Origin of the sequence: Pseudomonas fluorescens HK44 (assembly GCF_000217955.3) — a bacterium.
GTDB lineage: Bacteria > Pseudomonadota > Gammaproteobacteria > Pseudomonadales > Pseudomonadaceae > Aquipseudomonas > Aquipseudomonas fluorescens_AQ.
The window spans coordinates 21,530-34,322 of the sequence record NZ_AFOY02000003.1; the positions used below are offsets into that span (position 1 = coordinate 21,530).

Genomic DNA, 12,793 nt, shown 5'->3' on the forward strand with positions numbered 1-12,793 from the left:
TCGCTCTATGCTCGCCCTCGGCAAACTGCTTGAACTGACCCTCGCCGGCCGTGAGCCGGCGGAGAAGACTCAACTGACTGTCGAAGGCGTGCGGATGCGCTGGCTGAGCGAAGGAGCGCTGGAAGTCCGGCCCCCCGAGGCTCGCGACAATGGCCTGGACTTGCTGTTGTCGGCCGGCATCCACGGTAACGAGACTGCGCCGATCGAGTTGCTCGATCGCCTGTTGCATGACATCGCCCGCGGAGAGTTGAAGCCGCGCGCACGTATTTTGTTCCTGTTCGGTAACCCAGACGCCATGCGTCGCGGCGAGCGGTTTATCGAGCAGGACGTCAATCGGCTGTTCAACGGCCGTCACGAACTCAGCAGTGGCTCCGAAGCACTGCGAGCCTGTGAGCTGGAGCGTCTGGCAGCGAGTTTTTTCAATCTGCCCGACCGCGCCCGTTTGCACTACGACCTGCATACCGCGATTCGTGGCTCGAAGATCGAGCAGTTCGCGCTGTATCCCTGGAAAGAAGGTCGCCAGCATTCCCGTCATGAACTGGCTCGCCTGCGCGCTGCCGGCATGGAGGCAGTGCTGTTGCAGAACAAGCCGTCCATCGTTTTCAGTTCGTACACCTACGACAAGCTCGATGCCGAGTCTTTCACCCTTGAACTGGGCAAGGCCCGGCCGTTCGGACAGAACGACGGGGTTAACGTCTCGCGTCTCGAAACCCTTTTGAAGCAGGTCATCGAAGGCACCGAGCCGGAGTCAGCAGACCAGAGCCTGGATGGCTTGCAGCTGTTCAGCGTGGCGCGGGAGATCATCAAGCACAGCGACAGCTTCCACTTGAACCTGCCGGCGGACATCGAGAACTTCTCGGAGCTGAAAAAGGGTTATCTGCTGGCCGAGGACATCGCCCAGACCCGCTGGATCGTCGAGGAGGAGGGGGCGCGAATCATCTTCCCGAACCCGAAGGTCAAGAACGGCCTGCGCGCCGGCATTCTGATTGTCCCGACCACCGGCGAAGACTTGGTCTGATAGCCACTGATGCCCCTGTAGGAGCAAGGCTTGCCCGCGATGAACGATAACGCGGTCTGGTCGATAGACCGCAGTGCCTGCATCGCGGGCAAGCCTTGCTCCTACAAGGGCGATGCTGCGTTTTAAACGGCTACTGCGCGGTGTTCAGTGCGACGCAAGGCACGCATCTTGTGCAGCGTGTCGGCGCAGGTCTTCGCCGCTTCCTGGCCCTTGTGCACGAAGTGTTCGAAGAAGAATTTCTGGTGCTCTTCGCCGGCATGGAAGTGGTGCGGGGTCAGCACGACCGAGAACACCGGCACTTCGGTTTCCAGTTGAACCTGCATCAGGCCGCTGATCACCGACTGGGCGACGAATTCGTGACGGTAGATACCGCCATCAACCACTAAACCGGCGGCAACGATACCGGCATAGCGACCGGACTTGGCCAGCAGCTTGGCATGCAGTGGAATTTCAAAGGCGCCGCCGACTTCAAAAAAGTCGATATCCGATTCTTGATAGCCCTGGGCGACCATCTCGCTGACGAAACCCTTACGGCTCTGATCAACGATTTCCTTGTGCCAGCACGCCTGGATAAACGCTACGCGCTCGCCCTGATGGTTTTTGCTTTTGCTATCGATTGCGGTGGGTTGCATCTGTTCTGACTCCTGTTTGTGTGAAAAACAGGGCGTTATGAATCGAATGGGATTTAAGGGTACGTGCAGGTCAGACGTGCAGTGTATGCGCGTAGCCCACGGACGGCCCTTTGGTGCCAATCCCGTTCTCTCTTCATCCGGACTATGACCGTCGGCCCCGGGATCACACCGGGTCTGCTGACCTTGCCGTCACCTGCTGCCGAAGCATCAGTGACACCAAGCGCTCGCGGGCTATGCGCATTGCGCGCAATTACCGCCGGTGGGGAGTTGCACCCCGCCCTGAGAACGTTTTGCTGCCAGGTTTTCTGGCGGCGGAGAGTTTTTAACACATATTTGTGGGCTGCGCATGGCTGCTTTCTGATGATATACATCGGTTTTTCCGTTGGCTTGAACCGGCTTTCCGGTCAGGGCCTTGATTAATCGCGGCGTTGGCCGCAGTAATCCCCTTCGAAAGAGATTTCCCTTATCAGCAGCGACGTTAGCGTCCTATTCCGAGGCCTGATTCATGAGCGTTATCGATCTTCGTAGCGACACCGTCACCCAACCGACCGCAGGGATGCTCGACGCGATGGCCAGGGCGGCCACCGGGGATGACGTCTACGGCGAAGATCCGACGGTCAATCAGCTTGAGGCCGAACTGGCCGGGCGTTTGGGCTTTGCAGCGGCGCTGTTCGTGCCGACGGGCACCATGAGCAATCTGCTGGGGTTGATGGCTCACTGCGAGCGCGGTGACGAGTACATCGTCGGCCAGCAGGCGCACACGTATAAGTACGAAGGTGGCGGGGCCGCGGTGTTGGGCTCGATCCAGCCGCAGCCGCTGGACGTTCAGGCTGACGGTTCGCTGGACCTGGCTCAGGTGGCAGCGGCGATCAAGCCGGACGATTTCCACTTCGCCCGGACCCGGCTGCTGGCGCTGGAGAACACCATGCAAGGCAAGGTATTGCCGCTGGAATATCTGGCGCGGGCTCGTCGCTTTACCCGTGAACACGGTCTGTCGCTGCATCTGGATGGCGCGCGGTTGTACAACGCAGCGGTCAAGCTGGGCGTCGATGCGCGGGAAATCACTCAGCACTTCGATTCGGTGTCGGTGTGCCTGTCCAAAGGCCTGGGCGCGCCGATCGGTTCGGTGCTCTGTGGTTCGGCCGAGTTGATCGGCAAGGCCCGGCGCCTGCGCAAGATGGTCGGTGGCGGCATGCGTCAGGCCGGCATTCTTGCGGCGGCAGGCTTGTATGCACTGGATCACAACGTGCAACGTCTGGCGGACGACCACGCCAACGCGCAGTTTCTGGCTGAAGGCCTGCGCGCAGCGGGCTATGAAGTCGAGCCGGTACAGACCAATATGGTCTATGTGCAAATGGGCGATCAATGCGATGCGCTCAAGGCGTTTGCCGGTGAGCGCGGGATCAAGCTCACCGCCGCCTCACGTTTGCGCATGGTCACTCACATGGACGTCAACCGGGCGCAGATTGAACAGGTGATCGCCACTTTCGTCGAGTTTTCACAAAACTGAAGGTGTTAGCCGTCCAATTGACTGTCTGTATCGTACAAACACACTGTACCTGCACACTAACGCCGATATAATGCGGCCCTTTGCCGTCGCTTCGTCTGTTGACGATTCGCACAGGCCTTTGGCCGCAGCCTCCGTGGAAGAACCTAATGAAAAGCGCAGAAATCCGTGAAGCCTTCCTTCGCTTCTTCGAAGAGCAAGGCCACACCCGTGTAGCCTCCAGCTCTTTGATTCCGGGCAACGACCCAACCCTGCTGTTCACTAACGCGGGGATGAACCAGTTCAAGGACTGCTTTCTGGGCCAGGAAAAGCGCGCCTATACCCGCGCCGTCAGCAGCCAGAAGTGCGTTCGCGCCGGTGGCAAGCACAACGACCTGGAAAACGTCGGTTATACCGCCCGTCACCACACCTTCTTCGAAATGCTGGGTAACTTCAGCTTCGGTGACTACTTCAAGCGTGATGCGATCACCTACGCCTGGACCTTCCTGACTTCCGACAAGTGGCTGAACCTGCCGAAGGAAAAACTCTGGGTCACGGTCTACGCCAGCGATGACGAGGCGTACGACATCTGGACCAAGGAAGTCGGGGTTCCGGCCGAGCGCATGGTTCGCATCGGCGACAACAAAGGCGCGCCGTACGCGTCCGACAACTTCTGGACCATGGGCGATACCGGCCCGTGCGGTCCTTGCACCGAGATTTTCTACGATCACGGCGCCGACATCTGGGGCGGCCCACCGGGTTCACCAGAAGAAGACGGCGACCGTTACATCGAAATCTGGAACAACGTCTTCATGCAGTTCAACCGCACCGCCGATGGCGTGTTGCACCCGTTGCCAGCGCCGTCGGTGGATACCGGCATGGGTCTTGAGCGGATCAGTGCCGTGCTGCAGCACGTTCACTCGAACTATGAAATCGACCTGTTCCAGAGCCTGCTGAGCGCTTCGGCCAAGGCCATTGGTTGCACCAACGACAACCAGGCTTCGCTGAAAGTCGTGGCTGACCACATTCGTTCCTGCGGTTTCCTGATCGCCGACGGCGTGCTGCCGTCCAACGAAGGTCGCGGCTACGTGCTGCGCCGGATCATTCGCCGTGCGTGCCGTCACGGCAACAAGCTGGGCGCCAAGGGCAGCTTCTTCTATCAGATCGTTGGTGCGCTGGTTGCCGAGATGGGCGAAGCCTTCCCTGAGCTGAAATCCCAGCAAGCGCACATCGAGCGCGTGCTGAAAGCCGAAGAAGAGCAGTTCGCCAAAACCCTGGAGCAGGGCCTGAAGATCCTCGAGCAGGATCTGGCCGAACTCAAAGGCGATGTGGTGCCAGGCGACGTGGTGTTCAAGTTGTATGACACCTACGGTTTCCCGATGGACCTGACCGGCGACATCGCGCGTGAGCGCAACCTGACCATCGACGAAGCGGGCTTCGAACGTGAAATGGAAGCCCAGCGCGTCCGTGCCCGTTCGGCCAGTTCCTTCGGCATGGACTACAACAGCCTGGTCAAGGTTGATGTGGCCACCGAGTTCACCGGTTACACCGCTCAGAGCGGTTCGGCCAAGATCGTTGCTCTGTATAAAGACGGGCAATCGGTCGACGTATTGAGCGAAGGCGAAGAGGGTGTGGTCGTTCTCGATCAGACGCCGTTCTATGCGGAATCCGGCGGTCAGATCGGTGATTGCGGCTTCCTCCAGGCTGGCGCCGCGCGTTTCGACGTGCGCGACACCACCAAGACCGGCGGTGCGTTCCTGCACCACGGCGTGCTGGATTCGGGCAGCCTGACCATTGGCTCGCCGGTTCAGGCTCAGGTGGATGCCGAGGTGCGTCACGCCACTTCGCTGAACCACTCCGCGACTCACTTGCTGCACGCAGCATTGCGCCAGGTGCTGGGCGAGCACGTTCAGCAGAAAGGCTCGCTGGTCGACAGTCAGCGTCTACGCTTTGACTTCAGCCACTTTGAAGCGATCAAGCCTGAACAGCTGAAAGCGCTGGAAGAAATCGTCAACGCCGAAATTCGCAAGAACTCCGAAGTTGAAACCGAAGAAACCGATATCGACACCGCCAAGCAAAAAGGCGCCATGGCGCTGTTCGGCGAGAAATACGGCGACAGCGTGCGCGTACTGAGCATGGGCGACTTCTCCGTCGAGCTGTGCGGTGGTATCCATGCCAATCGCACTGGTGACATCGGTCTGCTGAAAATCATCAGCGAAGGCGGCGTGGCTTCTGGCGTGCGTCGTATCGAAGCGGTGACAGGCGCTGCGGCACTGGCTTACCTGAACGCTGCGGAAGAGCAACTCAAGGAAGCGGCCAACCTGGTCAAGGGCAGCCGCGACAACCTGATCGACAAGCTGTCGGCTGTGCTTGAGCGCAACCGTCTGCTGGAAAAGCAACTCGAGCAGTTGCAAGCCAAGGCCGCCAGTGCGGCGGGTGACGACCTGTCGGCTTCTGCCCAGGACGTCAGAGGCGTGAAAGTGCTGGCCGTGCGTCTCGACGGTCAGGACGGCAAGGCGCTGCTGGCGCTGGTCGATCAACTGAAGAACAAACTCGGCCGCGCAGTGATCCTGCTCGGCAGTGTCCATGAGGAAAAGGTCGTACTGGTTGCGGGTGTAACCAAGGACCTGACTGGCCAACTCAAAGCCGGTGATTTGATGAAGCAAGCCGCTGCAGCAGTGGGCGGGAAGGGCGGTGGTCGTCCAGACATGGCGCAAGGCGGCGGTACCGACGCTGACGCACTGGATGCAGCATTGGCCCTCACCGTGCCGTTTGTAGAGCAGGGTATTTAAGGCTGCGTGCCGAGCCCGTCGTCTAGTGGCGGGCTTCGCAGCTGTTTGAGTGATTAATGGGCGCCCTTCATGGGCAGAGGCGGCTTTGAAATGGCTTTGATCGTACAGAAATTTGGAGGCACCTCAGTCGGCACTGTCGAGAGAATCGAGCAGGTCGCCGACAAGGTTAAGAAATTCCGCGAAGCCGGCGATGACCTGGTGGTCGTGCTGTCTGCAATGAGCGGCGAGACCAACCGTCTGATCGATCTGGCCAAGCAAATCAGTGGCGGCGATCAACCGGTTCCCCGTGAGCTGGATGTCATTGTCTCCACCGGTGAGCAGGTGACGATTGCACTGCTGGCCATGGCGCTGATCAAGCGCGGCGTACCGGCAGTGTCGTACACCGGCAACCAGGTACGGATTCTGACGGATAGCGCGCACAATAAAGCGCGTATCTTGCAGATTGATGACCAGAAGATTCGCGGTGACCTGAAGGCCGGTCGTGTCGTTGTCGTTGCCGGTTTCCAGGGCGTCGACGAGCACGGCAACATCACCACCCTTGGTCGTGGCGGTTCCGACACCACCGGCGTGGCGCTGGCAGCGGCCCTGAAGGCTGATGAATGCCAGATCTACACCGATGTCGACGGCGTCTACACCACCGACCCGCGCGTGGTGTCCGTGGCTCAGCGCCTGGACAAGATCACGTTCGAAGAGATGCTGGAAATGGCCAGCCTTGGTTCCAAGGTGTTGCAGATCCGCGCGGTCGAGTTCGCCGGTAAGTACAACGTTCCGCTGCGCGTACTGCACAGCTTCAAGGAGGGTCCGGGTACCCTCATTACTATTGATGAAGAGGAATCCATGGAACAGCCGATCATTTCCGGCATCGCTTTCAACCGCGATGAAGCCAAGCTGACCATCCGTGGCGTGCCAGACACCCCGGGCGTGGCCTTCAAGATTCTCGGCCCGATCAGCGCCGCGAACATCGAAGTCGACATGATCGTGCAGAACGTTGCGCACGATAACACCACCGACTTCACCTTCACTGTACACCGCAACGACTACCAGGCGGCCCAGGCCGTGCTGGAAAACACCGCTCGCGAGATCGGTGCCCGTGAAGTCGTTGGCGACACCAAGATCGCCAAGGTATCGATCGTCGGTGTCGGCATGCGTTCTCACGCAGGCGTTGCCAGCCGCATGTTCGAGGCCCTGGCTAAAGAAACCATCAACATCCAGATGATCTCGACTTCGGAAATCAAGGTTTCCGTAGTGATCGAAGAGAAGTACCTGGAATTGGCTGTGCGCGCTCTGCACACAGCTTTCGAACTGGACGCACCGGCCCGCCAGGGCGAGTGATGCTCCTCTAAGGGCGCGGTCTGACCGCGCCCTTTGTTTTTTTTGAGTGGCACGGCTGAAGCCTGTTCTTTTGCTCGTGCTAGTCAATACTTAGGCGTGTAGGGCTGCGATCGTTCTGGTTGTAGGTCGAGCGCCTTTTTTTTGCAGACTGTTGTCCCTGAAATGAAATGCGTGAGGAGAAAGGTATGCTGATTCTGACTCGTCGGTGCGCAGAAAGCCTGATTATTGGTGATGGCGAAATCACCGTGACCGTGCTCGGCGTCAAAGGAAATCAAGTGCGTATTGGCGTTAATGCGCCGAAAGAGGTGGCTGTTCACCGTGAGGAAATCTACCTGCGGATCAAGAAAGAGAAGGACGACGAACCAAGCCATTAATTTTTATCGTTTTTTATGTTTGCAAACGGGGAAAAGGTTGGTTAAGATACGCCCCGTGTTGCGGAGAGCTGGCCGAGTGGCCGAAGGCGCTCCCCTGCTAAGGGAGTACACCTCAAAAGGGTGTCGGGGGTTCGAATCCCCCGTTCTCCGCCATTATTTGTTTAGTACGTTGTAATCTGGCTTCTTCGGTAAGTTGTTGAAATTACTAGAAAAAGTGCTTTACAAAAAGATTTAACGGCCTATAATGCGCGGCAACAAATGCACTCGTAGCTCAGCTGGATAGAGTACTCGGCTACGAACCGAGCGGTCACAGGTTCGAATCCTGTCGAGTGCACCATTTAAGGGTTGTTTGCAGTAATGCAGGTAATCTGGCTTCAACCAGTTGTGATCTGGTCTAAAAACACAAATTGCACTCGTAGCTCAGCTGGATAGAGTACTCGGCTACGAACCGAGCGGTCACAGGTTCGAATCCTGTCGAGTGCACCAAACACCAAAAAGCCTGCGTCTAACGCGGGCTTTTTGCTGTCTGGGATTTGCCTTTTACGCATCCCTTCTCATCGAACACGATTTGCGCGCTACGGCCTTTCTTGCTGTCGTAGCGATAATTCGTCGTCGCGTTTCGAATGCTGATCTTGTCGGGTTTGCCCAGTGCGCTTTCAACGTCCTGCTGGCTCATGCCTGGAACGATCCGCTGATTGATGATCGCTTCGCGACGCTCCTTGGCACTGAGCAGGTTTCCGCATTTGTCATTCATTTGGCCGACAACGGTCGGATCTCTCGGTGTGCTTTTGATGCCTGATGTTTCCTGGTGGTTGGCGCTGGGGAGCATCGCCTCGAATGTGAAAACGCTTGGGTTGTAAATGTTCTGTCGCGAGAGTGTCTCTCCAGGAGGGCAGCTCAGCGTCGTGTAAGTGATGCGGCCCTTGGCGTCTTCACATCGGTGCACAGTCGCTGCAGTGGCCTGTAGGGGCGTGCAGAGCAGGGCGATCAACAGGGTTGTGAGTGTTTTCCTGAGCATTGGGCGTCCTCCATGACGGTCACGATCAAGGGTAGTCAGTGCATTTCTCAGTGGAGGTGTGTTTTCTTTTCGGGATGAGTCGTCGCAGTTTCGCAGATGCGGGCGGCGCTCAGGTTTGTCTCGCAAGCGCTTGTTTCAGGCTGGATTTTTTAACGTTTAAAACCGTCAGGCGGTGTATGATTGCGCCCGTCAGCCCCGCCGGGGCTTGTGGAATACCTCCATGGACTTACCCAGTAGTTACTCAGTACCCCGTTTTACCAATCATGAATTGACTGATTGATCCTTCCGGCGTGCCCCGCTGCTGGGAGTGGAGTTCGCCTATGACTGAAGTTGAAGTAAAGAAAACGCAAGAAAGCCTGCAAGACCGCCTGGCTCAAGTCGTTGAGCTGCTGCATCGCCAGCGGGTGGTCGAAGACCTGACTCATCGCCAGGAAGGTCATCATCACGATCTGGTCGAGAACCTGGTCCACCGGCAAAACCTCGTCGAGTTGCAACGCAAGCTCGATGACCTGCACTCCGCCGACGTTGCCTACATTCTTGAAGCCTTGCCGCTTGCCGAGCGTCTGACTGTCTGGCAGTTGGTCAAGGCCGAGCGCGACGGCGACATCCTGCTTGAAGTATCCGACTCGGTTCGCGAAACCCTGATCGCCGACATGGACGATCAGGAGCTCCTGGCAGCGGCCAAGGAGATGGATGCCGACGAACTTGCTGACCTGGCCCCCGAGCTGCCGCGAGACGTCGTCCACGAGCTGATGGAAACCCTTGATGGTCAGCAGCGAGAGCGCGTTCGCTCCGCGTTGTCCTATGACGAGGAGCAGGTCGGTGCATTGATGGACTTCGAGATGGTGACGATCCGCGAGGATGTCAGCCTGGAAGTGGTTCTGCGTTACTTGCGTCGCCTCAAGGAACTGCCAGGTCATACCGACAAGTTGTTCGTGGTTGACTACGATGGCGTGCTCAAAGGCGTGCTGCCGATCAAGCGACTGCTGGTCAACGATCCCGACAAGCAAGTCTCGGAAGTCATGGCCAGCGACCCGGTGAGTTTTCACCCGGATGAAGATGCCTACGATGCCGCACAGGCTTTTGAGCGTTACGACTTGATTTCGGCCCCGGTGGTCGACAAGAACGACAAGCTCATCGGTCGTCTGACCATCGACGAGATGGTCGACCTGATTCGTGAAGAGAGCGAAAACGAAGTTCTCAACATGGCAGGTCTGCGTGAAGAAGAGGATATTTTCGCGTCAGTCTGGAAATCCTTGCGCAACCGCTGGGCCTGGCTGGCGATCAACCTGATTACCGCCTTTGTTGCATCGCGGGTAATCGGTTTGTTCGAAGGTTCTATCGAGAAGCTGGTGGCCCTGGCGGCGTTGATGCCGATCGTTGCCGGTATTGGCGGTAACTCCGGCAACCAGACGATTACCATGATCGTTCGTGCGATGGCGCTCGATCAGGTCAGCACCGGTAATACTTCGCGTCTCATGCGCAAGGAGCTGGCGGTTGGTTTGATCAATGGTCTGGTCTGGGGTGGGGTCATCGGCGTGGTGGCCTACTTGCTGTATGGCAGTTGGTCACTGGGTGTAGTGATGACTGCCGCGATGACCTTGAACCTGCTGCTGGCGGCGTTGATGGGGGTTTTGATTCCGATGACCCTGGCGCGTTTCGGACGCGACCCGGCGATGGGTGCGAGCGTCATGATCACGGCTATGACCGACAGCGGTGGTTTCTTCATCTTCCTCGGGCTGGCGACAATCTTCCTGCTCTGAGTTTCTATTTCGCGGTCTTGCTCAAACCAGCAGGCCGCGCATCTTTATTGTTGTTCTGTCTATTAGTGTAATGTCGATGGCGACTGAGCTTGCCGTTGAGTAATCGATTGACTGAATTTCAGGCAAAAAAAAGCCAGCACATGGCTGGCTAGAACTTACGGGATGCAATCAGGAGGCGTCTGCGGCCATTTCAGCGTCATGGGCAATCAGCGAAACCAGTGCGTTTTGCTGGCGGTGGGAGAGTTGACGGAAACGTTGAAGCAGTTCGCGTTCGTGCAGTGACAGCTCGGGGCTGTCCAGGCGCATGCTCAATTCTTCGCCCAGCGCGCCTTCCTGAATAAGACTCTGCTCGAGGCGGGCGATGATCTCGGAATTCATGCTGCGGTGATGATTGCGAGCCACCTCGGCAATGCGTTCACGCATCCCGTCTGGCAGACGTACGACGAACTTGTCAGCCGTACGGCTGGAATAGATTGCCTGTTTCAATGGGCGCATATATTTAACCGGTTAGTTCAGGGGAGCGGTTCTCGGAATTGGCCGCAGGATGTCATGTAGGACAAGCTTCGTTGCCAAATGTTCAACCTGAATTGATAAGAGGCCCGCATCATGCCTCAAAATGCCAGAACATTGGCGTCAATTCTGTGACAAATATTGAACTGGAAGCAGGCGTTATGCCAGCACCAATTATCAGAAATGCGGACTGGTTTGAAAACAGTCACCGGGCCCGTATATCTGACCGCGTCCTCTTTGCCCGACAGGTGGGTGCCTGGGCGCCCCTGAGCGTGCATGCTATGCGGATATGATCTTCGTTCCTTACAAGATACAGAATAGTGGCAAATGGCCGATTTGCTAGGGCGGGTACGCAATGCGGGATGATATAGGGGGGCGCGGCAGACTTATTTATTTGATGGGGCCGTCCGGCTCTGGCAAAGACAGCCTGATCGATGCGGCCCGTGGTTCCTTGCTTGGCCTTGATTGCATTGTGGTGCGCAGGGTGATTACCCGGTCGGCTGAATCGGTCGGCGAAGACGCTATGGGTGTGACTGCGGAGCAATTTGCTCAAATGAGGCATGAAGGTGGTTTTGCACTGTGCTGGCGTGCCAATGGGCTTGATTATGGCATTCCAGCAGAGATCGATTGCTGGTTAAGTGACGGTCGTCATGTACTGATCAACGGCTCAAGAGGTCATTTGTCAGAAGCTATGGCGCGTTATCCGACGTTGTTGCCCATATTGCTGACGGTAAAAACCGATGCCTTGCGCAAACGTCTTGAGCGGCGAGGGCGCGAGAGCGCTGAGGAGATCGAGGCCCGACTTGAGCGCAATGCCCTGTTTTCAGCGGATGTTGCTCGAGAAGACCCGGAAGGGATTTTTCAGCTGGACAATTCTGGTGAGCTTTCCACTGCTGTTGACAACTTGCTGGCTCTATTGATGCGAGAGGGTATCAGCGCAAAAGCGGATTGAATTTGAATGCGTGATCGAGACCGGTCGCTTGCCTACACTTAATAAGCCCTACAGACGACATGACAAAACCGGACCTGCCCGTTAACATGCATGCCGTCCATCGCGTCGCATGTTCTTGCGGCCGGCATGTGTCTCAGTAGCTCAATTGGATAGAGCATCCCCCTCCTAAGGGGAAGGTTGGCAGTTCGAACCTGCCCTGGGACACCATATTTCTCTGGGATTCCCTTGTCTCCGGTAGTGGCGGCTCTCAAGGTTGGCCGCTACTCCAGTCACTACTTCTAGTTGTACTCAAATTCCCTTGGTTTTCTTCCTCAAGAGCAGATGTCTGCGGCGCGTGCATTGCTCAATGTTTCGGTCGAAATGGCGATGTCATTGCTTAGCCTCCGTCCAGGGTCTGCTACGTGCGCAATAGACTTGCTCATCGATCTCGCTCAGCTCCAGGTCCAGTAGTGCTTGAGCAATGAGGGAGGCATGGATCTTTCTGCGAAGCAGGTCTGCTGAATGCAGTTCCCCTCGGAAAGGCTAGGGTCGGTGCTGAGTGGAGTGCGTCATCTGCATTTTATTCTCAGGTCGACGGGCGGCTTCTTAGGGCTTTTCTCGGGACCGGCCTGCCGGAAGCATGAGTACGTCGTGATATCCAAAAAAATGCAGTATCTGCTTGGTTTGCTGGTTGTGACCTAGCCGTAACCGATCAAAAGGGCGGGTGTGGTAGACGTGTCCGTTGCGGCCTCCGAAATGCTCTCAATTTCATATATGGAGAAATGCTGCAATTCAGGTGACGGCTCTGAGGCGGTATCGTGCTCCTCTGCTTATTGTCAATAGAAGGCTGGCAATCAAGTATTTGAAAGCCAAGAAGAAAATTGAAAATTTTTGATTTAATTGCTTGACGCGCTCGGTGGTGTCTGTAGAATGCGCA

The 12,793-nt window shown here is 57.1% G+C and carries 10 protein-coding genes, 4 tRNA genes and 1 riboswitch; of the genes, 11 read left to right on the forward strand and 3 right to left on the reverse strand.

Annotated elements, in window-relative coordinates:
• Window positions 1-7: 7 nt before the first annotated feature.
• Window positions 8-1,018 carry a succinylglutamate desuccinylase gene (gene astE / locus HK44_RS01540; RefSeq protein WP_019693157.1) on the forward strand — a complete coding sequence of 337 codons (1,011 nt, stop codon included), beginning with the start codon at window positions 8-10 and terminating at the stop codon, window positions 1,016-1,018.
• 122 nt (window positions 1,019-1,140) lie between these two features.
• On the opposite strand, the gene HK44_RS01545 is transcribed toward astE, so the two are convergent.
• Window positions 1,141-1,650, reverse strand: coding sequence for a 6,7-dimethyl-8-ribityllumazine synthase (locus tag HK44_RS01545; RefSeq protein ID WP_019693156.1), 510 nt, complete (start codon window positions 1,648-1,650; stop codon window positions 1,141-1,143).
• 120 nt (window positions 1,651-1,770) lie between these two features.
• A riboswitch (FMN riboswitch) is annotated at window positions 1,771-1,941 on the reverse strand.
• 214 nt (window positions 1,942-2,155) lie between these two features.
• Here HK44_RS01545 and ltaE point away from each other — a divergent pair.
• The 7 genes from ltaE (at window position 2,156) to HK44_RS01580 (ending at window position 8,120) form a co-directional block, all read left to right on the forward strand.
• Window positions 2,156-3,160, forward strand: coding sequence for a low-specificity L-threonine aldolase (ltaE, locus tag HK44_RS01550; RefSeq protein WP_019693155.1), 1,005 nt, complete (start codon window positions 2,156-2,158; stop codon window positions 3,158-3,160).
• A gap of 146 nt (window positions 3,161-3,306) precedes the next feature.
• Entirely contained in the window at window positions 3,307-5,928 is a 2,622-nt protein-coding gene (alaS, locus tag HK44_RS01555; RefSeq protein ID WP_019693154.1) for an alanine--tRNA ligase, read from the forward strand.
• Window positions 5,929-6,018: 90 nt separating this feature from the next.
• A complete protein-coding gene (locus HK44_RS01560; RefSeq protein WP_019693153.1) occupies window positions 6,019-7,260 on the forward strand; it encodes an aspartate kinase in 1,242 nt (413 codons plus the stop codon).
• 185 nt (window positions 7,261-7,445) lie between these two features.
• Window positions 7,446-7,634 carry a carbon storage regulator CsrA gene (gene csrA / locus HK44_RS01565; RefSeq protein ID WP_003178872.1) on the forward strand — a complete coding sequence of 63 codons (189 nt, stop codon included), beginning with the start codon at window positions 7,446-7,448 and terminating at the stop codon, window positions 7,632-7,634.
• A 62-nt stretch (window positions 7,635-7,696) separates the two neighbouring features.
• Window positions 7,697-7,787: transfer RNA gene (locus HK44_RS01570), tRNA-Ser, on the forward strand.
• A 107-nt stretch (window positions 7,788-7,894) separates the two neighbouring features.
• Window positions 7,895-7,971 (forward strand) — tRNA-Arg (locus HK44_RS01575).
• Window positions 7,972-8,043: 72 nt separating this feature from the next.
• A tRNA-Arg gene (locus HK44_RS01580) sits at window positions 8,044-8,120 on the forward strand.
• A gap of 19 nt (window positions 8,121-8,139) precedes the next feature.
• On the opposite strand, the gene HK44_RS01585 is transcribed toward HK44_RS01580, so the two are convergent.
• Window positions 8,140-8,652 carry a DUF4124 domain-containing protein gene (locus HK44_RS01585; RefSeq protein ID WP_019693152.1) on the reverse strand — a complete coding sequence of 171 codons (513 nt, stop codon included), beginning with the start codon at window positions 8,650-8,652 and terminating at the stop codon, window positions 8,140-8,142.
• Window positions 8,653-8,972: 320 nt separating this feature from the next.
• On the opposite strand from HK44_RS01585, the gene mgtE reads away from it, so the two are divergent.
• A complete protein-coding gene (gene mgtE / locus HK44_RS01590) occupies window positions 8,973-10,415 on the forward strand; it encodes a magnesium transporter (RefSeq protein ID WP_019693151.1) in 1,443 nt (480 codons plus the stop codon).
• Between the two features lie 168 nt (window positions 10,416-10,583).
• Here mgtE and HK44_RS01595 read toward each other — a convergent pair whose 3' ends face one another.
• Complete coding sequence (locus HK44_RS01595) at window positions 10,584-10,910, reverse strand: Arc family DNA-binding protein (RefSeq protein ID WP_003178899.1); 327 nt, start codon at window positions 10,908-10,910, stop codon at window positions 10,584-10,586.
• 370 nt (window positions 10,911-11,280) lie between these two features.
• On the opposite strand from HK44_RS01595, the gene phnN reads away from it, so the two are divergent.
• Window positions 11,281-11,877 (forward strand): phosphonate metabolism protein/1,5-bisphosphokinase (PRPP-forming) PhnN, encoded by a 597-nt coding sequence (gene phnN / locus HK44_RS01600; RefSeq protein WP_019693150.1) that lies wholly within the window; start codon window positions 11,281-11,283, stop codon window positions 11,875-11,877.
• Between the two features lie 130 nt (window positions 11,878-12,007).
• Window positions 12,008-12,084: transfer RNA gene (locus HK44_RS01605), tRNA-Arg, on the forward strand.
• Window positions 12,085-12,793 lie beyond the last annotated feature (709 nt).